Annotated in this window: 26 protein-coding genes and 1 riboswitch; of the genes, 21 read left to right on the top strand and 5 right to left on the bottom strand. The window is 61.1% G+C overall.

The window, feature by feature from the left end:
- Nucleotides 1-66: 66 nt before the first annotated feature.
- Together J2X66_RS03720 and J2X66_RS03715 are read left to right on the top strand one after the other, a co-directional pair.
- Nucleotides 67-1,443: a cystathionine beta-synthase gene (locus tag J2X66_RS03720; protein WP_310261017.1), complete on the top strand. Its 1,377-nt coding sequence runs from the start codon at nucleotides 67-69 to the stop codon at nucleotides 1,441-1,443.
- Nucleotides 1,440-2,615, top strand: a complete 1,176-nt coding sequence (locus J2X66_RS03715; RefSeq protein ID WP_310261014.1) for a PLP-dependent aspartate aminotransferase family protein — start codon at nucleotides 1,440-1,442, stop codon at nucleotides 2,613-2,615. The genes J2X66_RS03720 and J2X66_RS03715 overlap by 4 nt, the downstream gene beginning before the upstream one ends.
- A 65-nt stretch (nucleotides 2,616-2,680) precedes the next feature.
- Here J2X66_RS03715 and J2X66_RS03710 read toward each other — a convergent pair whose 3' ends face one another.
- From J2X66_RS03710 to purM, 3 genes are read right to left on the bottom strand one after another with little or no spacing between them, the layout of a single operon-like run.
- On the bottom strand, nucleotides 2,681-3,394 hold the full coding sequence (locus J2X66_RS03710; RefSeq protein WP_310261010.1) for a DUF3108 domain-containing protein: 714 nt from the start codon (nucleotides 3,392-3,394) through the stop codon (nucleotides 2,681-2,683).
- A gap of 8 nt (nucleotides 3,395-3,402) precedes the next feature.
- The gene (gene purN, locus J2X66_RS03705; RefSeq protein ID WP_027922431.1) at nucleotides 3,403-4,053 is read right to left on the bottom strand and encodes a phosphoribosylglycinamide formyltransferase; all 651 of its coding nucleotides are present in this window, start codon (nucleotides 4,051-4,053) and stop codon (nucleotides 3,403-3,405) included.
- Nucleotides 4,053-5,111 (bottom strand): phosphoribosylformylglycinamidine cyclo-ligase, encoded by a 1,059-nt coding sequence (purM, locus tag J2X66_RS03700; protein ID WP_010456810.1) that lies wholly within the window; start codon nucleotides 5,109-5,111, stop codon nucleotides 4,053-4,055. Before purM ends, purN begins: the two co-directional genes overlap by 1 nt.
- 382 nt (nucleotides 5,112-5,493) lie before the next feature.
- Between purM and J2X66_RS03695 the strand changes: the two genes are divergently transcribed.
- The 5 genes from J2X66_RS03695 to J2X66_RS03675 all read left to right on the top strand — a co-directional run bounded on the left by J2X66_RS03695 (nucleotide 5,494) and on the right by J2X66_RS03675 (nucleotide 10,145).
- Nucleotides 5,494-6,555, top strand: a complete 1,062-nt coding sequence (locus J2X66_RS03695; RefSeq protein WP_310261005.1) for a DUF2066 domain-containing protein — start codon at nucleotides 5,494-5,496, stop codon at nucleotides 6,553-6,555.
- A gap of 38 nt (nucleotides 6,556-6,593) precedes the next feature.
- Complete coding sequence (locus J2X66_RS03690) at nucleotides 6,594-7,667, top strand: AI-2E family transporter (protein ID WP_027922434.1); 1,074 nt, start codon at nucleotides 6,594-6,596, stop codon at nucleotides 7,665-7,667.
- A 230-nt stretch (nucleotides 7,668-7,897) separates the two neighbouring features.
- Nucleotides 7,898-8,602 (top strand): DnaA regulatory inactivator Hda, encoded by a 705-nt coding sequence (gene hda / locus J2X66_RS03685; protein ID WP_010456804.1) that lies wholly within the window; start codon nucleotides 7,898-7,900, stop codon nucleotides 8,600-8,602.
- 214 nt (nucleotides 8,603-8,816) lie between these two features.
- The gene (locus J2X66_RS03680; protein WP_027922435.1) at nucleotides 8,817-9,443 is read left to right on the top strand and encodes a C40 family peptidase; all 627 of its coding nucleotides are present in this window, start codon (nucleotides 8,817-8,819) and stop codon (nucleotides 9,441-9,443) included.
- Between the two features lie 165 nt (nucleotides 9,444-9,608).
- A complete protein-coding gene (locus J2X66_RS03675; protein WP_310260998.1) occupies nucleotides 9,609-10,145 on the top strand; it encodes a C40 family peptidase in 537 nt (178 codons plus the stop codon).
- Between the two features lie 112 nt (nucleotides 10,146-10,257).
- Here J2X66_RS03675 and J2X66_RS03670 read toward each other — a convergent pair whose 3' ends face one another.
- Nucleotides 10,258-11,571, bottom strand: a complete 1,314-nt coding sequence (locus J2X66_RS03670; protein ID WP_310260996.1) for a sorbosone dehydrogenase family protein — start codon at nucleotides 11,569-11,571, stop codon at nucleotides 10,258-10,260.
- A gap of 68 nt (nucleotides 11,572-11,639) precedes the next feature.
- Complete coding sequence (locus tag J2X66_RS03665) at nucleotides 11,640-12,224, bottom strand: hypothetical protein (RefSeq protein ID WP_310260993.1); 585 nt, start codon at nucleotides 12,222-12,224, stop codon at nucleotides 11,640-11,642.
- 155 nt (nucleotides 12,225-12,379) lie between these two features.
- Nucleotides 12,380-12,613, top strand: a riboswitch (cobalamin riboswitch).
- Between the two features lie 80 nt (nucleotides 12,614-12,693).
- Between J2X66_RS03665 and cobO the strand changes: the two genes are divergently transcribed.
- The 14 genes from cobO to J2X66_RS03595 all read left to right on the top strand — a co-directional run bounded on the left by cobO (nucleotide 12,694) and on the right by J2X66_RS03595 (nucleotide 24,088).
- Complete coding sequence (gene cobO, locus J2X66_RS03660; RefSeq protein WP_140670593.1) at nucleotides 12,694-13,305, top strand: cob(I)yrinic acid a,c-diamide adenosyltransferase; 612 nt, start codon at nucleotides 12,694-12,696, stop codon at nucleotides 13,303-13,305.
- The gene (locus J2X66_RS03655) at nucleotides 13,302-14,684 is read left to right on the top strand and encodes a cobyrinate a,c-diamide synthase (RefSeq protein ID WP_310260988.1); all 1,383 of its coding nucleotides are present in this window, start codon (nucleotides 13,302-13,304) and stop codon (nucleotides 14,682-14,684) included. The genes cobO and J2X66_RS03655 overlap by 4 nt, the downstream gene beginning before the upstream one ends.
- A complete protein-coding gene (bluB, locus tag J2X66_RS03650; RefSeq protein ID WP_310260985.1) occupies nucleotides 14,681-15,331 on the top strand; it encodes a 5,6-dimethylbenzimidazole synthase in 651 nt (216 codons plus the stop codon). Before J2X66_RS03655 ends, bluB begins: the two co-directional genes overlap by 4 nt.
- Complete coding sequence (cbiB, locus tag J2X66_RS03645; RefSeq protein WP_310260982.1) at nucleotides 15,328-16,236, top strand: adenosylcobinamide-phosphate synthase CbiB; 909 nt, start codon at nucleotides 15,328-15,330, stop codon at nucleotides 16,234-16,236. Before bluB ends, cbiB begins: the two co-directional genes overlap by 4 nt.
- Complete coding sequence (gene cobD, locus J2X66_RS03640) at nucleotides 16,229-17,221, top strand: threonine-phosphate decarboxylase CobD (protein ID WP_310260979.1); 993 nt, start codon at nucleotides 16,229-16,231, stop codon at nucleotides 17,219-17,221. The genes cbiB and cobD overlap by 8 nt, the downstream gene beginning before the upstream one ends.
- Nucleotides 17,218-18,669: a cobyric acid synthase gene (locus J2X66_RS03635; RefSeq protein ID WP_310260976.1), complete on the top strand. Its 1,452-nt coding sequence runs from the start codon at nucleotides 17,218-17,220 to the stop codon at nucleotides 18,667-18,669. The genes cobD and J2X66_RS03635 overlap by 4 nt, the downstream gene beginning before the upstream one ends.
- Before the next feature lie 42 nt (nucleotides 18,670-18,711).
- Nucleotides 18,712-19,233, top strand: a complete 522-nt coding sequence (gene cobU / locus J2X66_RS03630) for a bifunctional adenosylcobinamide kinase/adenosylcobinamide-phosphate guanylyltransferase (protein ID WP_310260973.1) — start codon at nucleotides 18,712-18,714, stop codon at nucleotides 19,231-19,233.
- Complete coding sequence (cobT, locus tag J2X66_RS03625; RefSeq protein WP_310260970.1) at nucleotides 19,230-20,285, top strand: nicotinate-nucleotide--dimethylbenzimidazole phosphoribosyltransferase; 1,056 nt, start codon at nucleotides 19,230-19,232, stop codon at nucleotides 20,283-20,285. Before cobU ends, cobT begins: the two co-directional genes overlap by 4 nt.
- Nucleotides 20,282-20,857, top strand: coding sequence for an alpha-ribazole phosphatase family protein (gene cobC, locus J2X66_RS03620; RefSeq protein ID WP_310260967.1), 576 nt, complete (start codon nucleotides 20,282-20,284; stop codon nucleotides 20,855-20,857). The genes cobT and cobC overlap by 4 nt, the downstream gene beginning before the upstream one ends.
- Before the next feature lie 2 nt (nucleotides 20,858-20,859).
- On the top strand, nucleotides 20,860-21,591 hold the full coding sequence (locus J2X66_RS03615) for an adenosylcobinamide-GDP ribazoletransferase (protein ID WP_310260965.1): 732 nt from the start codon (nucleotides 20,860-20,862) through the stop codon (nucleotides 21,589-21,591).
- A 109-nt stretch (nucleotides 21,592-21,700) separates the two neighbouring features.
- Nucleotides 21,701-22,105, top strand: a complete 405-nt coding sequence (locus tag J2X66_RS03610; protein ID WP_310260962.1) for a MarR family transcriptional regulator — start codon at nucleotides 21,701-21,703, stop codon at nucleotides 22,103-22,105.
- A gap of 52 nt (nucleotides 22,106-22,157) precedes the next feature.
- The gene (locus J2X66_RS03605) at nucleotides 22,158-23,366 is read left to right on the top strand and encodes an MFS transporter (RefSeq protein WP_310260959.1); all 1,209 of its coding nucleotides are present in this window, start codon (nucleotides 22,158-22,160) and stop codon (nucleotides 23,364-23,366) included.
- Complete coding sequence (locus J2X66_RS03600; protein ID WP_007977581.1) at nucleotides 23,363-23,485, top strand: hypothetical protein; 123 nt, start codon at nucleotides 23,363-23,365, stop codon at nucleotides 23,483-23,485. The genes J2X66_RS03605 and J2X66_RS03600 overlap by 4 nt, the downstream gene beginning before the upstream one ends.
- Before the next feature lie 54 nt (nucleotides 23,486-23,539).
- Nucleotides 23,540-24,088: a glutathione peroxidase gene (locus J2X66_RS03595; protein ID WP_310260954.1), complete on the top strand. Its 549-nt coding sequence runs from the start codon at nucleotides 23,540-23,542 to the stop codon at nucleotides 24,086-24,088.
- Nucleotides 24,089-24,149: the final 61 nt, after the last annotated feature.

Here is a 24,149-nt window from a genome sequence, read left to right as displayed (position 1 = left end):
CTGTCACACAATGACGCGCCGCAGGTTGGTGTCCATCCAGTGCGAAAACCATAGCAAGGTGAAGACATGCCAAACGACTCCCGCCCCGCCGTACTCGAACTGATCGGCAACACGCCACTGGTGCGTGTCAGCCGCTTCGATACCGGCCCGTGCACGCTGTTCCTCAAACTTGAATCACAAAACCCCGGCGGTTCGATCAAGGACCGCATCGGTCTGGCCATGATCGACGCCGCCGAGCGCGACGGTCGCCTGCAACCCGGCGGCACCATCGTCGAGGCCACGGCTGGCAACACCGGCCTCGGTCTGGCGTTGGTCGGCCGGGCCAAAGGTTATCGCGTGGTGTTGGTGGTGCCCGACAAGATGTCCACCGAAAAAGTCCTGCACCTCAAGGCGATGGGTGCCGAGGTGCATATCACCCGCTCCGATGTCGGCAAGGGTCATCCCGAGTACTACCAGGACGTCGCCGCGCGGCTGGCCAGGGAAATTCCCGACGCGTTTTTTGCCGATCAGTTCAACAACCCGGCCAACCCGCTGGCCCACGAATGCAGCACCGCGCCGGAGATCTGGGCGCAAACCCAGCATGATGTCGATGCCATCGTCGTCGGTGTCGGTTCGGCCGGGACGCTGACGGGCTTGACCCGGTTTTTCAAACGCGTGCAACCGAACCTGGCGATGGTGCTGGCTGACCCGGTCGGCTCGGTGATGGCCGAATACAGTCGCAGCGGCACTCTCGGAACGCCCGGCTCGTGGGCGGTGGAAGGCATTGGCGAAGACTTCATTCCCTCGATTGCCGACCTGTCCAGCGTGCGCCACGCGTATTCGATCAGCGACGAAGAAAGCTTCGATCATGCGCGCCAACTGCTGCGCGCCGAGGGCATTCTCGGCGGGTCCTCGACCGGCACCTTGCTGGCGGCGGCGCTGCGCTATTGCCGCGAGCAAACCGAGCCGAAACGGGTTGTGAGTTTTGTCTGCGACACCGGCACCCGCTACCTGTCGAAGGTGTACAACGACCAGTGGATGAACGATCAGGGTCTGCTGCAATACAAACGCTATGGCGATCTTCGCGACCTGATCTCGCGCCGTTTCGAGGATGGCCGGGTGATCAGCGTCGGCCCGGACGACACGTTACTGACCGCTTTCCAGCGCATGCGTCTGGCGGACGTGTCGCAACTGCCGGTGCTGGTGGACGGCCAGCAGTTGGTCGGGGTGATCGACGAGTCCGACATTCTGCTGCGGGTGCATCAGGACGCCTCGCACTTTCGCTTGACGGTGGCCAGCGCGATGACCGACAAACTGCAAACCCTGCCGGCCGCTGCCAGCCTGGCTGAGCTGCAGGCGGAACTTGATCGTGGGCTGGTGGCGATCATTGCCGATGCCTCGGGCTTCCATGGCCTGATTACCCGCGTCGACCTACTCAATCATCTACGGAGATCCCTGGCATGAGTCACGATAAAGATGCTGCGCCCCATGGCTTCGCCACTCGCGTGATCCATGCCGGACAGGCGCCGGACCCTTCCACCGGCGCGTTGATGCCGCCGATTTACGCCAACTCCACCTATTTGCAGCAAAGCCCGGGCGTGCACAAAGGCCTCGACTACGGTCGCTCGCACAACCCGACGCGCTTTGCGCTGGAGCGTTGCGTGGCGGATCTTGAAGGCGGCACCCAGGCGTTTGCGTTTGCGTCGGGGCTGGCGGCGATTTCCACGGTGCTCGAACTGCTCGATGCCGATTCGCATATCGTCTCGGGCAATGATTTGTATGGCGGCACATTTCGCCTGTTCGACAAGGTGCGTCGGCGCAGCGCCGGGCACCGCTTCAGCTTTGTCGACCTGACGGACCTGTCGGCCTTCGAAGCGGCGCTGCAGGACGATACGCGCATGGTTTGCGTCGAGACGCCGAGCAATCCGTTGTTGCGCCTCACGGACCTTGCCGCCATCGCGCGCATCTGCCGCCAGCGCGGCATCATCTGCGTGGCCGACAACACCTTCGCCAGCCCGTGGATTCAGCGACCGCTGGAACTGGGCTTCGATGTCGTGGTGCACTCGACCACCAAGTATTTGAACGGGCACTCCGATGTCATCGGCGGCATCGCGGTGGTTGGGCAGAACGCCGAATTGGCCGAACGCCTGGGCTTTCTGCAAAACGCGGTGGGGGCTATCGCCGGGCCGTTTGACGCCTTCCTCACCCTGCGTGGTGTGAAGACCCTGGCATTGCGCATGGAGCGTCATTGCAGCAACGCACTGGCGCTGGCGCAATGGCTGGAACAGCAGTCGCAGGTCGCGCGGGTCTACTACCCGGGATTGCCGTCGCATCCACAACATGAACTGGCGCGGCAGCAGATGCGTGGTTTCGGCGGGATGATCTCACTCGATCTGAACACAGATCTGGCGGGCGCCAAGCGCTTTCTGGAAGGCGTGCAGATCTTTGCGCTGGCAGAAAGCCTGGGCGGGGTGGAAAGCCTGATCGAGCACCCGGCGATCATGACCCACGCGACGATTCCCGCCGATACCCGTGCGGAGCTCGGCATCGGTGATGCGCTGGTGCGGTTGTCCGTGGGAGTCGAGGACGTCGAAGACCTGCGCGCCGATCTGGCGCAGGCGCTGGCGCGGATCTGACGGTTCAGCAGGCAAAAAAAATCCGGAACCCTTAGTGGATTCCGGATTTTCATTTCGATCGCGGATCAGCTGCCTTTGACAGACTTACCGTTGACCGTACCGTCGAGGAGCATGATGTTGTACTCCTTGCCGTCGGTTTCAACTTGTTGCAGGCGGACCAGCAGGTAATCCCAGTCCTTGGCGAACCACAGGACGGTGATGCGCTTGCTTTGTGTCGGGTCGCGCACGCGCTCGACCTTGATCGCATCGATCTGGCCGGCCTTGGTGTCGACTTTTTCCGAACCCAGTACGCGGAAGTCATAGGTATCGACTTCACCACCGTCGACAACCTGATAGCTCATGCTTTTTTTGCCTGCAGCCACATCGTGCTGCAGGGCCAATTGATACGTGGACTTGTCGACCATGCCACGGTTCAGCGGCACCTTGACCGGGTCACCGCGATCGGTGCCGGTGACCATTTTGGTGGTCCAGTCGAAATCCAGGTCAGCCTTTTTCGCTTTCCCCAGGCCGCCACGTTCAAAGTGATAGGACTGAGGCAGCAGGGTGTCCTTGTCCAGGGTCAGGGTGCTTTCTTCAGTCAGACTGGCGATCATCATCGATGCCTTGAAACTGAGTTTCCAGACGCCGTTGGCTTCCTTGGTCAGGCTGCGTTCAGCCGTGCCGCTCATGGGCAGCTGTTTCCAGTCGGCGGTGTAGCTGGCGGAGAAAGGTTGAAGTTCCGAAGCCTGTGCCAGAGGCAAGGCAATCAGAGCGCAAGCGAAGAGCAGGGCGCGACGCATAATATCTCCTAGTTTCGAATCAAGTGGCCGCTGGCCGCGAGTAACTTCCCATCCAGTAAAGCACCTTGTTCGCCGAGTGATAAACGACCTTCGGCAAACCAGCGTACAGCCAGCGGGTAGATCAGGTGTTCCTGGGCATGGACTCGCTGCGCCAGACTTTGCGGCGAATCGTGCAACTCTACCGGTATTACTGCCTGTACGACCAGTGGTCCGCCATCGAGTTCCTCGGTGACAAAGTGCACGGAGCAGCCGTGCTCGGTGTCACCGGCCTCCAGCGCGCGCTGATGAGTGTGTAACCCTTTGTATTTGGGTAGCAGCGAAGGGTGGATATTGAGCAGGCGACCGGCGTAATGGCGCACGAAGTCAGCGCTGAGAATGCGCATGAAACCGGCCAGTACCACGAGTTTGGGATTGAAGGCGTCGATCAGTTCGATCAGCGCGGCGTCAAAGGCCTCGCGGCCTTCGAAAGCCTTGTGATCCAGGGAGCGGGTATCGATACCCGCGTCCCTGGCGCGTTGCAGGCCGTAGGCGTCGGCACGGTTGGAAATCACCGCAGCAATGCGGACCGGGCTGTCGCCGGTCCGCGTGCTGTCGATCAAGGCCTGCAAGTTACTGCCGGTGCCGGACAACAGCACCACGACATCACAGGTCTTTGACATCAGTGAGCCTTGAGGTTCTTCAGTTCAACCTGGGCCGCGCCTTCGGCAGCGGTGGCGATCTGACCGATGACCCAAGGCTGCTCGCCTGCTTCACGCAATACATTCAGCGCGGTTTCAACGTGCTCTTGAGCCACGCAGATGACCATGCCGACACCGCAGTTCAGCACGCGGTGCATTTCGTTTTCGTCGACGTTGCCCTTCTCTTGCAGCCAGTCGAACACGGCAGGGCGGGTCCAGCTCGCTACGTCAACCACGGCTTGGGCGCCTTTTGGCAGAACACGCGGGATGTTGTCCAGCAGGCCACCACCGGTGATGTGCGCCATGGCCTTGACCGCGCCGGTGTCCTTGATCAGCTTGAGCAGCGGCTTCACGTAGATACGGGTCGGGGCCATCAGCAGGTCGGTCAGCGGTTTGCCGTCGAGCTGGATGTTTTCGATGTCGGCACCCGACACTTCGATGATCTTGCGGATCAGCGAGTAGCCGTTGGAGTGCGGGCCGGAAGACGGCAGGGCGAGCAGGGCATCGCCGGCAGCGACTTTCGAACCGTCGATGATTTCTGATTTTTCCACGACGCCAACGCAGAAGCCGGCCAGGTCGTAGTCTTCGCCTTCGTACATGCCAGGCATTTCAGCGGTTTCGCCGCCGACCAGGGAGCAGCCGGACAGTTCGCAGCCCGCGCCGATGCCGGTCACGACCTGGGTCGCGGTTTCGACATTGAGCTTGCCGGTGGCGTAGTAGTCGAGGAAGAACAGCGGTTCAGCGCCGCAGACCACCAGGTCGTTCACGCACATGGCCACCAGGTCGATGCCGATGCTGTCGTGCTTGTTCAGGTTCAGGGCCAGGCGCAGCTTGGTGCCCACGCCGTCGGTGCCGGAAACCAGCACAGGCTGCTTGTAGCCAGCCGGGATTTCGCAGAGGGCGCCGAAACCGCCCAGGCCGCCCATGACTTCCGGGCGCGCAGTGCGCTTGGCGACGCTCTTGATGCGTTCGACCAATGCTTCACCGGCGTCGATGTCTACACCGGCGTCCTTGTAGCTCAGGGAGGGTTGCTTGCTCATGATCCAGGCCTTTAGGGGGGATTCAGGGGTAACGACCGAGTCCAGCGGGGACGCCGAATTCGACGGGGGCGATTGCCTCACGCGAAATTCGAGCCGCCCGGCTGTTGCCGGTCTGCGAAGGCGCGCGATTTTATCAGGCTTGAGGGGCAGCGGCCATCCTCACGCCGACGGCAGGGGCATATCCCATTAAAAAAATTGATATTGAGCGTATTAGCAGCGTCCTGCATGGCTGTATAAGGTATCGCTATTAACCGTCTATCGTTATGACAGTGCGAAAACTTATCGCGGCCGTGTGAATGTTTTGCGCAGGGATGTGGTCACAGCCCTGTTCGATCGTCTTCATGCGGTCTGTTCCAGCCGCTCTTGTCGTCAGGAATCTTCCATGCGTTTTCTTTCTAAATTTTTGTGTCTGAGCTGTTTTTCCCTTTTCAGCCTCGCGAGCCATGCCGAGAACGTGAAAGGTCTTTATCAGGTGCGCGAGCCTGTCACCAGTCAGTCGACCGAGGAACGTGATCAAGCGACCCAGCGGGCGCTGGACACGCTGGTGCTGCGCCTGACCGGCGATCCGAAGGCCGTGCAGAGCCCGGGGTTGGCGGCCTTGCGCAAAGATCCTCAGCAGATCATCAGTCAGTACGGCTTTGATGCCGGGCCGCCGGAAGTGTTGAAGGTCGATTTCGACCCGGCCACCACCGAGCAGGCGCTGCGTCGGGCGGGGTTGTCGTTGTGGGGCGTGAATCGGCCGTCGATCCTCGGCTGGTGGTTGAACGACTCCACCGAAGGTTCGAGCCTGGTGGGTGATGGTCAGGCCAGCGCGGCACCGCTGCGTCGTGCGGCGCAGCACCGTGGTTTGCCGTTGCGCTTGCCGCTGGCGGATTTGAGTGAGCAGTTGGTGGCGACCGCGCCGACGCTTGAAGGCGCGGATGCGACGCCGCTGCACAATGCCTCGGAACGTTACAACGCTGACGCCTTGCTCGCGGTGCATGCCAAGGAAGAGGGTGGACAGTGGCAGGCCAAGTGGAATTTGTGGTTGGGCGACAAGAAGGAAGCGGGCAGCGTGCAAGGCGCGGATCAAGCCGCCGTGGCCGATGCCGTGATGCTGGCGGTCAGCGAGCGACTGGCGCCGCGGTTCGTCGTCAAGGCCGGGGCTTCGAGCGAGCAATTGCTGGAAGTTCAGGGCATGAACCTGGAGCGCTACGCGGCGCTGGGGCGCTTGCTCGACCCATTTGGCGCGCGTCTGCAAAGTGTTGACGGTGATCGCATCCTTTATCGGGTGAACGGCAGCGCCGAGCAGTTGCGCTCGCAGTTGTCCCTGGCCAAGTTGCAGGAAGTGCCGGCCGGTGAGGCGCCTGCGCCCGTCTCCCCGGTTCAGCCGGTGGCGCAAGGTTCGACAACTGCCGTGGCGCCAGCCGTGGCACCGACGCCGCAGTTGCGATTCCGCTGGTAAGGTTTTCTTTCTTTATATAGATGCATATGGAGTGGTACATGGCCGATACGCGCCGTTGGTTCTGGTTGGGTGGAGTGGTTCTGCTCTGCGCGTTTGTCTGGCTGTTGCATCCGATCCTGACGCCATTTCTGGTGGCGCTGCTGCTGGCCTATCTGTTCGATCCGCTGGTGGATCGGCTGGAGAAGGCCGGGCTTTCAAGGACGTGGGGCGTGGTGGCGGTGTTTGCGCTGTTCACCCTGATTTTCACCACGCTGATGCTGGTGTTGGTGCCGCTGCTGGCCAGGCAGTTGTTTCGTTTATATGAGCTGGCACCACAGATGCTCGACTGGCTGCAGCACACCGCATTGCCGTGGGCACAATCGAAATTCGGGTTGTCCGAGGGCTTCTGGAAGTTCGACAAGCTCAAGGCTGCGATCAGTGAGCACATGGGCCAGACCAGCGACATTGTCGGAGTGGTGTTGAGTCAGGCCACGGCGTCCGGTCTTGCGTTGATTGGCTGGCTGGCGAATCTGGTATTGATCCCGGTGGTGAGTTTTTACCTGTTGCGGGACTGGGACCTGATGATGGCGAAGATCCGCAGCCTGCTGCCACGTGATCGCGAAGAACGCGTGGTCGAGCTCGCCGGTGAATGTCATGAAGTGCTCGGTGCGTTTGTACGTGGTCAATTACTGGTGATGGTGGCGCTGGGCGTGATCTATGCGTCGGGCCTGATGCTGGTCGGGTTGGAATTGGGACTGTTGATCGGCCTGATTGCCGGTTTGGCCGCGATCGTGCCGTATATGGGCTTCGTCATCGGGATAGGCGCGGCGCTGATTGCCGGTCTGTTTCAGTTCGGCGGCGACCTTTATCCAATGTTGGGTATTGTCGCGGTGTTCATGGTCGGGCAGGCACTCGAAGGGATGGTGCTGACGCCATTGTTGGTCGGGGACCGGATCGGCCTGCACCCGGTGGCGGTGATTTTCGCCATTCTGGCGGGCGGCGAGCTGTTCGGTTTCACCGGCGTGTTGCTGGCGTTGCCGGTGGCGGCCGTAATCATGGTGCTGGTGCGCCATGTGCATGATTTGTATAAAGATTCTGAGATGTACAGCGGTGAGGATGAGCCGCAGTTGTAAGGTCCGCTGAAAGGTCGTCGCGGCTAACCCGGATCATCGCCGGGTTGGCCTTCATCCCTCGCATGACTGTCACATGCACCGCCAACAAAACTGTCATAAAACCAGTGCGTTAACGCAAACCTTTGATTTTGCTTGTGGTCTGTCGCATTGTGCGACCAGCGTCACGGGTATAAACTTCGCAAACTTTACACAGAGGCCACTAACGGTTCCTTTGGAACTGTTCAGTCAGCATGAAACCGATTCAGCTGCCCCTAGGTGTGCGTCTGCGTGACGACGCTACCTTTATCAATTACTACCCAGGCGCCAATGCCGCTGCACTCGGCTATGTCGAGCGGCTATGCGAAGCCGACGCCGGGTGGACCGAAAGCCTGATTTATCTCTGGGGCAAGGACGGGGTAGGGCGTACGCACTTGTTGCAGGCGGCCTGCCTGCGCTTCGAGCAGTTGGGGGAGCCGGCGGTTTACCTGCCATTGGCCGAACTGCTGGACCGTGGCATCTCGATTCTCGATAACCTCGAACAATACGAACTGGTCTGTCTGGATGATTTGCAGGCGGTTGCCGGCCGGGCGGATTGGGAAGAGGCGCTGTTCCATCTGTTCAATCGCCTGCGCGATAGCGGTCGGCGCCTGCTGATCGCTGCGTCGACCTCGCCGCGTGAACTGCCGGTGAAGCTGGCGGACTTGAAATCGCGCTTGACCCTGGCCCTGATCTTTCAGATGCGGCCGCTCTCCGACGAAGACAAATTGCGTGCCTTGCAGTTGCGTGCGTCGCGTCGTGGCCTGCACCTGACCGATGAAGTCGGGCATTTTATTTTGACCCGCGGTACTCGCAGCATGAGTGCGCTGTTCGAACTGCTAGAGCGTCTCGATCAGGCCTCTCTTCAAGCTCAGCGCAAGCTGACCATTCCCTTCCTGAAAGAAACTCTAGGCTGGTAAAACCTAAGCCTGGCAGGGGTTTCGGCATATTTCAGGCGCCAGGAAATGCGCTTTCCTACAGGGTTGCAGGCGGCGCAAGTGTCTAAAGTGGGCTTAAGCGCTTAGATGTTAACGAGAAACCGATAAGTCACATAAAGTTCGATTGAATTTGCAAATGAGGATGATAGCGGGCATAGTCTCGACTTCTTTACAACTATCAGCCACGGTCGTGCCCATGCTAAAGCGCTTCGCACCCCTCGTGCCTCTCGCACTCGTCACCCTGTTGTTCGGTTGCGCTGCTCACTCTCCAGTGTCCCAGCAAGAGCAACAACAGCAGGTTAAAAATTCAGTTACCGCGCAATCCTCTTCCGTTCTTTTCCAGGAAGAGCTGGCTACCGATAAAGAACTGGCTGACTTTGCCGACGGCAAGTCGTACCAGCTTCCGGTTCTGGCCGACAGCATCCTCGAACGTGGCATGTCCCTGATCGGTACCCGTTACCGTTTCGGCGGTACCTCTGAAGCCGGTTTCGATTGCAGCGGCTTCATCGGTTATCTGTTCCGTGAAGAGGCGGGCATGAACCTGCCACGCTCCACTCGTGAAATGATCAACGTGGACGCACCCCTGGTAGCTCGCAGCGCGCTGAAGCCGGGCGACCTGCTGTTCTTCGCCACCAACGGTCGTCGTGGTCGCGTCAGTCACGCCGGGATCTACCTGGGTGACAACCAGTTCATTCACTCCAGCAGCCGCAAAAGCGGTGGTGTCCGGGTCGATAGCCTGGGCGACAGCTACTGGAGCAAAACCTTCATCGAGGCCAAGCGCGCTCTTGCAATGGCCCCGACCGTGGTCACCGCTCGCAAGTAAGCCCACAACTTGTAAGGTGAAGTTAAAGTCTTACTTGAACTTTGCCGCATAGCCGCTAGAATCCTGATCTAATATTGATGGCAAACCGCCTGCGTCCAACGCAGGCGGTTTTCTTTTCTGTCTTCCTGGCAGAAAAAGCCGCAGCCAGATCAGGATGTTCTGCTTATGACGATGTCGGCCCGCCTCGCACTCATGTTCTTCGCAGCGCTGCTCAGCGCCTGCGCCAGCCGCACACCGCCTCCTGCGCCGGTGGTTCGCGCGCCCATCGTCTTTGGTTCTTCTCAAGCATTCTCGCCCGAAGCGGAAGAGGTATTGTTCCGTGCGTTGGGGCTCGTGGGCACACCTTACCGCTGGGGCGGCAATACTCCCGATTCGGGATTCGATTGCAGTGGGCTGATCGGTTACGTCTATCGGGATGCCGCTGGCATTTCCCTGCCGCGCACCACGCGCGAAATGATCAGCATGCAAGCGGCCAGCGTGGGCAAGGAAGGTTTGCAAACCGGTGACCTGATTTTCTTCGCCACTAATGGCGGCTCTCAGGTCAGCCATGCCGGGATTTACGTCGGCGAAGGGCGCTTCGTTCATGCCCCAGCCACGGGCGGCACGGTAAAGCTCGACAGTCTGTCCAAGGCTTATTGGCAGAAGGCGTACCTGAGCGCCAAGCGCGTTCTGCAGCCTGAGCACCTGGCACGTAATCCCTGATACACAGCTGTCCTCCTGGAGTGAGCCTGCTCGCGATAGCGGTGAGTCAGTCAACATCGACGTGACAGATCCAGCGCTATCGCGAGCAGGCTCACTCCTACAAGGGTTGCGGTTATTTTGCGGCAGACACCCGCCACACCTTGTTGCCGACATCGTCCGCCACCAGCAAGGCTCCCTGCTGATCAATCACTACGCCCACCGGCCGGCCCATGGCGTCCTCGTCTTTATTGAGGAATCCGGTCAGCACATCCACCGGTTGCCCGGTCGGTTTGCCACCCGAAAACGGCACGAAAATCACCTTATAGCCACTATGCGGATTTCGGTTCCACGAGCCGTGCTGGCCGATGAAGGCGCCTTCCTTGAATTGCGCGGGCAAGGTGTTGCCTTCAGCGAACGTCAGGCCCAGCGAAGCGGTGTGCGGGCCGACCGCGTAGTCCGGTGCAATGGCCTTGGCCACCAGGTCCGGGTTTTGCGGTTCGACGCGAATGTCGACGTGCTGGCCGTAATAGCTGAATGGCCAGCCGTAGAACGCGCCATCCTTGACCGAAGTAATGTAGTCCGGCACCAGGTCGCTGCCGATCTCGTCGCGCTCGTTGACTGCGGTCCACAGCGCGCCGCTGCGAGGCTCCCAAGCCAGGCCGTTGGGGTTGCGAATGCCTGAGGCGAATATCCGGTGATTACCGGTGGCGCGGTCCACTTCCCAGATCGCCGCGCGGCCTTCTTCCTTGTCCAGGCCGTTTTCACCGACGTTGCTGTTTGAGCCCACCGTGACGTACAGCTTGCTGCCATCCTTGCTGGCGATGACGTTTTTGGTCCAGTGATGATTCAGCGTTCCCCCCGGCAGATCGACCACCTTGATCGGCGGCGACTTGATCGCGGTGTCACCGGTTTCATAGTGAAAACGCAACAAGCGATCAGTGTCGGCCACGTACAGGTCATTGCCGACCAGCGTCATGCCAAACGGCGAGTTGAGATTTTCCAGGAACACCGTGCGGGTTTCGGCGATACCGTCATGGTCCTTGTCGCGCAGTAGCGTGATGCGATTCGGGCTGGGGACGGCGGCGCCCGCGCGGCCCATGGTTTTCTTCATGACCCAGCCACGAATCCCCTTGCCGTCATCGGGTTTGGGGGGCGCGTTGGTTTCGGCCGCCAGCACGTCGCCGTTGGGCAGTACGTAGAGCCAGCGTGGGTGATCGAGGCCTTCAGCGAAGGCCGCCACTTGGGTGCCGGCGGTAGCGATGGGTTTCGCGCCGTCCGGCCAGCCGATCGCGGGGGCGATGTTCACCGTCGGGATCAGGGTTTTATTCGGTTCGGGCAACTTGGGTGACGGGCCGGTGCCGTCGGAGACTTGCAGACTGGAGGTTTCACCACAGGCGGCAAGCCCTCCGGCGAGCACGATGACGAGAACGAGCGGGGGCTTGCGCATACTGGTCTTCCCTATGAATGCAGTGTCTTAATTCATAGAGAAGATAAACAGAGCGATGGTTCAACCGGTCAGCCGCGAGCTTCCTTGAGCAGCACCGCAATGCCGGGGTGATAGTTGCCGGCTTCATTGCGCAATTTGCGGTAGGCGTAAGGGAAGTACCAGGCCACGGCGCAGCAGTGTTCCTTTTGCAGGTCGTCGACCATGTCCTGAAGTTCTTCGGGGGTCGCGCTCTGCTGGGCTTTTTGCGGAGCCACGAACAGGCAGCCGAGTTTCAGGTCACTGGCGTAGCTGATGCGTTTGGCATCGCTGGTGATGTCTTGCAGCGCCTGGGTCAGGTTCAGGCTGTTGACCTTGGGCCAGCGTTGAGTGGCCTGAAAGTAGGCGCGCTCTTCAGCAGTCGCTATAAACAGATCGGCACGGGCATTGCGCTCGCCTTCTTCGTTCTGTTTACGCGTCGTTGTATTTTGCAGAGTGACCATTTCCGCCATCCACGCAGCAGCATTGAGCAGGCCAAGGTTAGCCCTTTCGTCATGCCAGTAAGGCGCTTCGTTATCGCCGCGAACCGAGTTGTAGCGGTCGATACAGTCAAACCAGCGTTCCAGCACCGGTCGCAGGAATTCCAGCTTCGGATTGCTGATAATCATGCCTTGCATGTTGCCCACCCTTGTAATTGTGTTGTTGGGTTTGTGGCTCTTTGATATCACTGCTGACCGTGTGGTGCAAGATTGGCATCAGTAAATTGAGCGGCGGCAGTATATCGCTCGCCGGGGCTTTGTCTTTATTTGACGCTCCACCCCCAACCCTCTAACCTTCGCGGCTTGTTTCAGGTGCTCTGTGGCGGTGGTCGACAGAGTGAAACAGGGAAGCCGGTGAGTGACTATCGTCAAGCGACGAAACGTTACGATCCCGGCGCTGCCCCCGCAACGGTAAATGAGTGAAGACTGCGCCTTGAGCCACTGTGTCGAAGCCGACATGGGAAGGCGCGCAGTCCGGCCAAAGCCGCTCATGAGCCCGGAGACCGGCCTGATTCATCCAGCGGCATCACGGTGGGCGATGCCAGGCTTCTTGCCGTCTATTCTTGTGCCTGCCCGCCGTTATCCAGCCTCAACGGAGAGCTCCCCCATGACCGATACCCCTGATCGTGACGAACGCCATTTGGCGCGCATGCAGCGCAAAAAAGCCGTGATCGACGAACGCATTGCCAATTCCCCGAACGAGTGCGGCCTGTTGCTGGTGCTGACCGGCAACGGCAAAGGCAAAAGCAGTTCGGCGTTCGGCATGCTCGCTCGCTCCATGGGCCACGGCATGCAGTGCGGTGTGGTGCAATTCATCAAGGGCCGTAACAGCACCGGCGAGGAACTGTTCTTCCGTCGCTTCCCGGAGCAAGTGCGTTTCCATGTCATGGGCGAGGGCTTCACCTGGGAAACCCAGGACCGCCAGCGTGACATTGCCGCCGCCGAAGCCGCCTGGGCGGTGTCCCGTGAATTGCTCAACGATCCGTCCATTGGCCTGGTGGTGCTGGATGAGTTGAACATCGCCCTCAAGCACGGCTACCTCGACCTCGATCAGGTGCTCAGCGATTTGCAGGCGCGCCCGCCGATGCAGCACGTGGTGGTGACCGGTCGCGGCGCCAAGCCGGAAATGATCGAGCTCGCCGACACCGTCACCGAAATGGGCGTGATCAAGCACGCGTTCCAGGCCGGGATCAAAGCGCAAAAGGGCGTCGAGTTGTGAGTGAGCCTCGTCATTGCCCGGCGGTACTGATTGCCGCGCCGGCCTCCGGTCAGGGCAAGACCACCGTCACCGCCGCGCTGGCCCGTTTGCATCGCAATCAGGGGCGCAAGGTGCGCGTATTTAAATGCGGCCCGGACTTTCTCGACCCGATGATTCTCGAGCGCGCCAGCGGTGCGCCGGTGTATCAACTGGACATGTGGATGGTCGGCGAGCAGGAGAGTCGTCGACTGTTGTGGGAAGCCGCCGCTGAAGCCGACTTGATCATCATCGAGGGCGTCATGGGCTTGTTCGATGGCACGCCATCCAGCGCCGATCTGGCGCGGCACTTTGGTGTGCCGGTGCTCGCGGTGATCGACGGCACCGCCATGGCGCAGACCTTCGGTGCGCTGGCGTTGGGCCTGGCCAAGTATCAGCCGGACTTGCCGTTTGCCGGCGTGTTGGCCAATCGCGTCGGCACGCTGCGTCATGCGCAACTGCTCGAAGGCAGCCTCACCGAAGGCTTGCGCTGGTACGGCGCGTTGTCACGGGAAACCGGAATCGAATTGCCGAGCCGTCATCTGGGCCTGGTTCAGGCCAGTGAGCTGAATGACCTCGATCTGCGCCTGGATGCGGCGGCCGATGCGTTGGCCAACAGTTGCGAGGTGGCGCTACCACCTGCGGTGGAATTTGCCGCCCCGGATGTGATCCCTGCCGAGCCGTTGCTCGCGGGTGTACGAATTGCCGTGGCCCGTGATGAAGCGTTTGCGTTCACCTACGGCGCGAGCCTGGATTTGCTGCGAGCCATGGGCGCCGAGTTGCGGTTTTTCTCACCGATTCGTGACAGCCGAATTCCAGAGGCAGACAGCTTGTATCTGCCGGGCGGTTATCCGGAATTGCACCATGTAGCACTGTCGCAGAACACCACGATGCTCGACGCGATACGGGCACATCATGCGGCCGGTAAACCACTGTTGGCCGAGTGTGGCGGTATGTTGTATTTGCTCGAATCGCTGACGGATGTCGACGGCACTCGCGCCGAACTGGTGGGTTTGCTCAAAGGCGACGCAGTGATGCAAAAGCGTCTGGCGGCGTTGGCGTTGCAAGCGGTGGAATTGCCGGAAGGTTCGTTGCGCGGGCACACGTATCACCATTCGCTGACCAGTACCGAGCTTGAGCCGATTGCGCGTGGCCTGAGCCCGAATGGCGGGCGCGGGGCGGAGGCGGTTTATCGTGAGGGGCGGATGACGGCTTCTTATGTGCACTTTTATTTTCCGTCCAATCCATCGGCGGTTGCCGCGCTGTTCGTGCCTGATCATCAGGACGCCATCGCGAGCAGGCCCACTCCTGCATTGGATCACCTCAACCCTGTGGGAGCGAGCTTGCTCGCGAAGAGGCCATGACTGACAACGCATTCTCCGAAGCCGAACGCGCAGCGGTCTACCGCGCCATCGGCGAGCGCCGCGACATGCGTCACTTCAGCGGCGGCACGGTCGAGCCCGAGCTGTTGCGACGCCTGCTCGAAGCCGCGCACCAGGCGCCGAGCGTCGGCCTGATGCAGCCCTGGCGTTTCATTCGCATCAGCGACCGAGCCCTGCGCGGCAAGATCCAGTCGCTGGTGGAGGAGGAACGCATCCGTACCGCCAAAGCCCTCGGCGAGCGCACCGACGAATTCATGAAGCTCAAGGTCGAAGGCATCAACGACTGCGCCGAGGTGCTGGTCGCCGCGCTGATGGATGATCGCGAGCGTCACATCTTTGGCCGTCGCACCTTGCCGGAAATGGACATGGCCTCGTTGTCCTGCGCGATCCAGAACCTCTGGCTGGCCTCCCGCGCCGAAGGTCTGGGCATGGGCTGGGTGTCGCTGTTCGAGCCGCAAGCGCTGGCGGACCTGCTGGGTTTGCCGGCCGGGGCCAAGCCGTTGGCGGTTCTTTGTCTGGGAGCGGTCAAGGAATTCTACCCGGCGCCGATGCTGGTACTCGAAGGCTGGGCGCAAGCGCGTCCACTCAGTGAGTTGCTGTACGAAAATTATTGGGGAGTGAGTCAATGAGCGTGGCGTTATTGAGTGTCGCCGCAGTGGCGCTGGACGCGCTGCTGGGTGAGCCCAAACGCTGGCATCCGCTGGTGGCGTTCGGTCGTTTTGCCGAGCGCATCGAGCAACGTTTCAATGGGGAAGGGCGCGGCTGGCGCAGCCATGGTGTCACCGCGTGGGTGATGGTGGTCGTGCCGCTGACCTTGCTCGCCACGGCATTGTCCTGGGCGCCTTATGTCGGTTGGGTTGTCGAGATCCTCGCACTGTACTGCGCCCTCGGCATGCGCAGCCTCGGCGAACATATTGAGCCGGTGGCCAAAGCGCTGCGCAGTGATGACCTGGACGAGGCGCGCAAGCGTGTCGGTTATCTGGTCAGTCGCCAGACCAGCGAACTGGATAAAACCGAAGTCGCCCGCGCGGCCACCGAGTCGGTGCTGGAGAACGGCAGCGATGCAGTGTTCGCCGCACTGTTCTGGTTTGCCGTGGCCGGCGCGCCCGGCGTGGTGCTTTACCGATTGAGCAACACGTTGGATGCGATGTGGGGTTATCGCAACGAACGCTTCGAACGTTTCGGCTGGGCCGCGGCGAAGATCGACGACGTCCTCAATTACATTCCTGCACGGCTGGTGGCGTTGACCTACGCGCTGCTGGGAAAAACCCGCCTGGCGTTGAAATGCTGGCGGACCCAAGGCCCGACCTGGGACAGCCCGAATGCGGGCCCGGTGATGGCGGCAGGCGCCGGTGCATTGGGCGTCGAGTTGGGCGGGGCGGCGATTTATCACGGCGAACTGCATCAGCGTCCGCAACTGGGCGAAGGTGTGCCGGCGGATGCCGACTCCATTGATCGCGGCTGGCAATTGGTCCAGCGCGGGGTATGGTTATGGTTGCTGATTCTCTGCGTGGGGGCTGAATTCTATGCTTGAGCACGGTGGCCGGTTGCGCAAGGCGGCGCTCCAATACGGCATTGCAGAAGCTGATTGGCTCGACCTGTCCAGCGGCCTGGCGCCCTGGCCATTTCCGGTCCCGGACATCCCGCTGCGCGCCTGGGCGCGCTTGCCGGAAACCGATGACGGCCTGGAGCAGGCGGCCTGCGACTATTACAACGCGGCACAAGTGCTGCCGGTGGCCGGTTCGCAAATGGCCATCCAGTTGCTGCCGCGCTTGCGCCGTGCCGGCAAGGTCGGCGTGCTGTCGCCGTGTTATGCCGAGCACGCCGAAGCCTGGCGGCGCTGCGGCTACATCGTGCGTGAAGTGCTGGAGCAGGAAGTCGACTTCTTTATCGACAGCCTCGACGTGCTGGTGGTGGTCAACCCGAACAACCCGACCGGGCTGAGCCTGACCCCAAGCCGCCTGCTCGACTGGCACACCCGCCTGGCCTCGCGCGGTGGTTGGCTGGTGGTGGACGAGGCGTTCATGGACAACACGCCGCAACTGAGTGTGGCGCCGTTTACCCATCTGGTCGGCTTGATCGTGTTGCGTTCGTTCGGCAAGTTTTTTGGTCTGGCCGGCGTACGGCTGGGTTTCGTGCTGGCGGAGCGCAAGCTGCTCAAACTGCTCGCCGAGCAAGTCGGGCCGTGGGCGGTCAGTGGGCCGACCCGAGCGATTGGTCAGGCCTGTCTTCGAGACACCGAAGGTCACGTTCGCCAACGTGAGCGCAGTGAAGAAGCCAGTGAGCGTCTGGCACGATTGCTTGAGCGGTTCGGGTTCAAGCCACAGGGCGGATGCGCCTTGTTCCAGTGGCTCATCATTGATCAAGCCGAGCAACTGCACGAGTTCATGGCCCGGCAAGGCATTTTGCTGCGCCTGTTCTCACATAACAGCAGCCTGCGATTTGGCCTGCCCGCCGATGAAACCGACTGGACACGCCTGACGCAAGCCTTTGAAACCTATGCCAAGGAAGCCCAATGAGCACATTGATGGTGCAGGGCACCACGTCCGACGCCGGTAAAAGCACACTGGTGACGGCGTTGTGTCGCTGGGTGGTGCGCCAGGGTGTTCGTGTCGTGCCGTTCAAGCCGCAGAACATGGCGCTCAACAGCGCGGTGACGGCGGGCGGTGGTGAGATCGGTCGCGCGCAAGCCGTGCAAGCCCAGGCCGCGAACCTTGAACCCCATACCGACATGAACCCGGTGCTGCTCAAGCCCAACAGCGACACCGGTGCCCAAGTGATCATTCACGGGCGCGCGGTCACGACCATGAACGCCGTCGCCTATCACGACTACAAAGCCATCGCCATGCAAGCGGTGCTGGCCTCTCACGAACGCTTGAGCGCGGCGTATCCGGTGGTGATGGTCGAAGGCGCGGGCTCACCCGCCGAGATCAATCTGCGGGCCGGCGATATCGCCAACATGGGCTTTGCCGAAGCGGTGGATTGCCCGGTGGTGTTGATCGCCGACATCAATCGCGGTGGGGTTTTCGCGCATTTGGTGGGCACGCTGGAATTGCTGTCGCCGACCGAACAGGCGCGGATCAAAGGTTTCATCATCAATCGTTTTCGTGGCGACATCGCCTTGCTGCAGCCTGGTCTCGATTGGCTTGAAGAACGCACCGGTAAACCGGTGATCGGCGTTCTACCGTACGTGATGGACTTGCATCTGGAAGCCGAAGACGGCATCGATCAGCGCCAGACCGACAAGGCCGACCAGGTGCTCAAAGTCGTGGTGCCGGTGCTGCCGCGCATCAGCAATCACACCGATTTCGATCCGCTGCGTTTGCATCCACAAGTCGATCTGCAATTCATCGGCCCTGGCCAGGCGATCCCGCCGGCCGATCTGATCATTCTTCCCGGCTCGAAAAGTGTACGCAGCGACCTCGCGTATCTGCGGGCCAATGGCTGGGATTCGGCGATCAGTCGTCATCTGCGCTACGGCGGCAAAGTCCTCGGGATTTGCGGCGGTTTGCAAATGCTGGGCGAGCACGTACACGACCCGTTGGGCCTGGAGGGTGCACCGGGTTCAAGCGCAGGTCTGGGGTTGCTGGCGTTTGAAACGCAGCTCGAAGAAGAGAAGCAATTGCGCAATGTGCGCGGTCGTCTGGCGCTGGAAGATGCGGCTGTCAGCGGCTACGAAATTCATGCCGGCGTGACCACCGGGCCGGCGCTGGAAAACGCCGCTGTGCAGTTGGACGATGGTCGCTGCGATGGCGCGCAAAGTGTGGATGGGCAAATTTTCGTCACGTACCTGCATGGCTTGTTTGAATCGCCGGCGGCGTGCAGTGCATTGCTGCGCTGGGCTGGGTTGCAGGATGTGCAGGAGGTCGATTACCACGCGTTGCGCGAGCGGGATATCGAACGGCTGGCGGATCTGGTGGAACAGCATCTGGATACCCGGTTGTTGCGTCAGCTCTGCGGTATTTAGGGTGGTTTTGCTGGCCTCTTCGCACATTTATAGGATGTCACCATGCTCCAACTAATCCTCGGCGGCGCCCGCTCCGGCAAAAGTCGACTGGCCGAAAAACTCGCCACCGACAGCCAACTGGCCGTGACCTACATCGCCACCAGCCAACCGCTGGACGGCGAAATGAACGACCGCGTCGCTCATCACCGCGCCCGTCGTCCCGCCGAATGGGCATTGATCGAAGAACCGGTCGAACTCGCCCGCGCCCTGCGTGAAACCGCCAGCGCCGACCGTTGCCTGCTGGTGGATTGCCTTACGCTGTGGATGACCAATCTGCTGATGCTCGACGACGCCGGACGTCTGAACGCTGAACGCGAAGCCCTGCTGGACTGCCTGGCCGCGTTGCCGGGTGAAATCATTTTTGTCAGCAACGAGACCGGAATGGGTGTCGTGCCGCTGGGCGAATTGACTCGCCGCTATGTCGATGAAGCCGGTTGGCTGCATCAAGCCTTGGCCGAGCGCTGCCAACGTGTCGTCCTGACCGTCGCCGGCCTGCCCCTGACTTTGAAAGGAACTGCGTTATGACTCAATCCTGGTGGTTGAACCCGTGCAAGCCGATTGATGCGCAAACCCTCGAACAGGCGCAGGCGCGTCAGCAGCAACTGACCAAACCGGCCGGTTCCCTCGGTCGACTGGAATCGGTGGCGGTGCAACTGGCCGGGTTGCAGGGGCAGGTCAAGCCGAGCCTGGAGCACCTGTGGATCGCGATTTTTGCCGGTGATCACGGTGTCGTGGCCGAAGGTGTGTCGGCGTTTCCTCAGGAAGTCACCGGGCAAATGCTGCACAACTTCGTCACCGGCGGCGCGGCGATAAGCGTGCTGGCGCGGCAGTTGGGCGCTTCCCTTGAAGTGGTGGATCTGGGCACGGTGACCCCGACCTTGAATCTGCCGGGCGTGCGCCACTTGAACATTGGCCCCGGTACGGCGAATTTCGTAAAAGGTCCGGCCATGACGGCGGCCCAGGGCGAACTCGCCCTGCAGGCCGGTCGCGACAGTGTGCAGCGTGCCATCGCGGCCGGGGCGCAGATGTTCATCGGCGGTGAAATGGGCATCGGCAACACCACCGCCGCCAGTGCATTGGCCTGTGCCTTGCTCGATTGTCCGGTGGTGCATCTGACCGGGCCGGGTACCGGGCTGGATGCAGCGGGTGTCAGCCACAAGGCTCAGGTCATCGAGCGGGCGTTGGCGCTGCACGATGCTCAGCACGGGGACGCGTTGCAGACATTGTTCAATCTCGGTGGTTTTGAAATTGCCGCGCTGGTGGGTGCCTATCTGGCGTGTGCGCAGGAAGGTGTGGCGGTGCTGGTCGACGGGTTTATTTGCAGCGTCGCGGCAGTGGTGGCGGTGCGCTTGAATCCTGAATGCCGCGCGTGGCTGCTGTTCGGCCATCGCGGTGCCGAGCCGGGGCATCGTCATGTGCTGGAAACCCTGAACGCGGAGCCGTTGCTGGACCTTGGTTTGCGACTGGGCGAGGGCAGCGGTGCCGCGTTGGCCGTGCCGTTGTTGCGACTGGCCTGCGACCTTCACGGGCAGATGGCAACCTTCGCCGAAGCGGCGGTTGCGGACCGTCCGGCATGACGTTGCACCTGGACCTGTTGCGCCATGGCGAGACCGAGCTCGGTGGCGGATTGCGCGGCAGTCTCGATGATGCGCTGACCGAAAAAGGCTGGGCGCAGATGCGCGCGGCGGTGATCGAACAGGGGCCGTGGGACCGGTTGGTCAGTTCGCCGTTGCAGCGTTGTGCGCGCTTCGCCGAGGAGCTCGGTGTGCAACTGGGTTTGCCGGTGCAGTTGGACAAAGACCTGCAAGAACTGCACTTCGGTGCCTGGGAAGGGCAGAGCGCAGCGGCGTTGATGGACACCGATGCCGAGGCATTGGGGCTGTTCTGGGCTGATCCCTATTCGTTTACGCCGCCGGGCGGCGAGCGGGTGGCAGACTTTTCCGTTCGGGTGCTGGCGGCCATTGAGCGACTGGTTATTGCTTACGCTGGCCAGCGGGTCCTGTTGATCAGCCATGGCGGGGTCATGCGCTTATTGCTGGCTCAAGCGCGGGGGTTGCCGCGTGAGCAGTTGCTTAATGTCGAAGTCGCTCATGGATCGTTGTTTTCGTTGCGCGTCGAACCCGGCGTCATTCTCAAGGAAGCGATCTGACCATGCTGCCATTCTGGATCGCCCTGCAATTTCTGAGCAGTTTGCCGATTCGCCTGCCCGGCATGCCGACGTCTCAGGAACTGGGCCGGTCGCTGCTGTTTTATCCGCTGGTGGGAGTGCTGTTCGGCGCGATTCTGTGGGCGCTGAACTGGCTGTTGCTGGGCACGCCAGTGTTGCTGCATGCGGCGTTGTTGCTGACGGCTTGGGTCTTGCTCAGCGGCGCGTTGCATCTGGACGGTCTGGCCGATAGCGCCGATGCGTGGCTCGGCGGATTTGGCGACCGGGAACGTACGCTGACGATCATGAAAGACCCACGCAGTGGGCCGATTGCCGTGGTGACGCTGGTGTTGGTGTTGTTACTGAAGTTCGTCGCGTTGTTGGCGTTGATCGAGCAACAGCACAATCTTTTCCTGATCATCGTTCCGCTGATCGGTCGCAGCGCGATGCTGGGCTTGTTCCTGACCACGCCGTATGTGCGTGCAGGCGGGCTGGGGCAGGCGTTGGCGGATCATCTGCCGCGATTGGCGGGTCAGCAGGTGTTGGCGGTCAGTGCGATGGCGTGTGTGCTGATTGCGGGGCTCAGCGGTGGTTGGGCGCTGGTGCTGGCGGCAGTGGTTTTTGTGTGGTTGCGCCAGGTGATGGTGCGTCGATTGGGAGGGACGACGGGGGACACGGCAGGGGCGTTGCTGGAGTTGCTGGAGATGGTGGTGCTGGTAGGATTGGCGTTGGCCTGACGGTTTCTGTGGCAACAATGCCTGCCTCTTCGCAAACCTGCTCGCGAAGACGGTCCACCAGGCACATCGATATCTTGATTTAACTCAACCGCGGGTATATACACGCACCATGCTCGACTCCCAATGTTTATGCATCAACCTGCGTCGCGCCGCCCGTGGCGTCAGCAGGCATTACGACGGCGCTCTCGACGGCTTCGGGATAAACGTTGCCCAGTATTCTTTGCTGTGTAATTTGCAGCGCCTGGATCAGCCGAGTATTTCAAGTCTGGCCGAAGCCATGGGCCTGGACCGCAGCACCCTCGGGCGCAATTTGCGGGTGCTGGAGGGTGAAGGGCTGGTGATGCTGGTCGAGGGCGAAGACATGCGCAATCGCATCGTCCGACTGACCGAGACGGGTGCTGAACGCTTGGCGGCGGCCCTGCCGGCCTGGGAAGCGGCTCAACAACGGTTGATTGACCGACTGGGCGCAGAGAAACGCGAAACCTTGCTGCGACTGCTGGACGAACTGGCCTGAAGCCAGTTTTTCCGATCTTAAGCGGGTATATACCCGCTACCGGAGAATAAGAATGACATCGATGTGGCGTACGTGCGGTTGGGTATTGGTGGGGAGTGCGCTGATCCTTGCGTTGTCATTGGGCGTGCGTCACGGCTTCGGGCTGTTTCTGGCGCCGATGAGTGCGGAGTTCGGCTGGGGACGTGAGACCTTTGCGTTTGCCATCGCCCTGCAGAATCTGATCTGGGGCCTGGCGCAGCCCTTCACCGGCGCACTGGCCGATCGCTTCGGCGCGGCGAAAGTGGTGCTGGTCGGTGGTGTGCTGTATGCGCTGGGCCTGGTGTTCATGGGGTTGTCTGACTCCGCGGTGACATTGTCCCTGAGCGCCGGCCTGTTGATTGGCATCGGTCTGTCCGGTACTTCGTTCTCGGTGATCCTCGGTGTGGTCGGCCGTGCGGTGCCGCCGGAGAAGCGCAGCATGGGCATGGGCATCGCCAGTGCAGCCGGCTCGTTCGGCCAGTTCGCGATGCTGCCGGGCACGTTGGGCTTGATCGGTTGGCTCGGCTGGTCCGCCGCCTTGCTGGTGCTGGGGCTGTTGGTGGCGTTGATCGTGCCGCTGGTGAGCATGCTCAAGGACAAACCTCTGCCGACGCTCGGTCACGAGCAAACCCTCTCCGAAGCGCTGCGTGAAGCCTGCTCCCATTCGGGATTCTGGCTGTTGGCGTTCGGCTTTTTCGTCTGCGGTTTCCAAGTGGTATTCATCGGCGTGCATTTGCCGGCGTATCTGGTGGATCAACACCTTCCGGCCACGGTCGGCACCACGGTGCTGGCGCTGATCGGCTTGTTCAACATCTTCGGCACGTACACCGCCGGATGGCTCGGCGGGCGCATGTCCAAACCGCGTTTGCTCACCGGTTTGTACCTGTTGCGGGCGGTGGTGATCGCGCTGTTCCTGTGGGCCCCGGTCACGACGACCACGGCGTACCTGTTCGGCATGGCCATGGGGTTTTTGTGGCTGTCGACCGTACCGCTGACCAACGGCACCGTGGCGACCCTGTTCGGAGTGCGCAACCTGTCCATGCTCGGCGGGATTGTGTTCCTGTTTCATCAGCTCGGTTCGTTTCTTGGCGGCTGGCTGGGCGGAGTGGTGTATGACCGGACCGGGAGCTATGACTTGATCTGGCAAGTGGCAATTCTCTTGAGCCTGTTGGCTGCCGCCCTGAACTGGCCGGTGCGTGAGCGGCCGGTGGCGCGCCTGCAGACACAGATGAGTGCGATATGAACAGTCTTTGGCCGCGAATCGCTGTAGCAGCTGTCTGCGCCTTGCTGCTGGCATTGTCATGGTGGGGCTGGCATCAGGGCGGTCTGGCGCTGATGCAATTGGGCATGGGTGCTTGCTAGGGAGCGGCGAGGGCGAGTAACTTCGTTTTTGACGACTTATCAAGGATGCACGACATGCTGATGCGCTGGATTACAGTCCCCGCGTTGCTGACGGCAATGACCGGACTGGCTCAGGCTGAGTGCCCTGAACTGTTACAAGGCTCATTGCAAAAACTGCGGGCCAAGGAATCGATCGACCTGTGCCAACGGTTCGAAGGTAAACCGCTGGTAGTGGTCAATACCGCGAGCCACTGCGGTTTCGCCCCCCAGTTCAAAAGCCTTGAGGCGCTCAATCAGCGTTTCAAGGAAGAGGGGCTGGAGGTGATTGGCGTTCCGTCGAACGATTTCAAGCAAGAATCCAAGGACACCGCCGAGACGGCCAAGGTCTGTTACGTGAATTACGGCGTGACTTTCACCATGACCGAACCGCAGGCCGTGCGAGGTGAGGACGCGACGCACCTGTTCAAGGTCCTGGCCGCGCAGAGCAGCGCACCGAAGTGGAATTTCTACAAATACGTGGTCGATCGCAAAGGCCAGGTGGTCGCCAGTTTCTCCAGCCTGACCAAACCCGATGATCCCGAGTTCATTGCCGCGGTGCAGAAAGCCCTGGCTTCCCAACCCTGATTCGCGCCCACCAAAAAGCCCCGCCTCTGTATAAGAGAGCGGGGCTTTTTTGATTCAGCAG

Source organism: Pseudomonas sp. 3296 (assembly GCF_031456615.1).
GTDB lineage: Bacteria > Pseudomonadota > Gammaproteobacteria > Pseudomonadales > Pseudomonadaceae > Aquipseudomonas > Aquipseudomonas mucoides.
The sequence above is the reverse complement of the archived record's forward strand: the minus strand, read 5'-3'. Positions and strand labels throughout refer to the sequence as shown.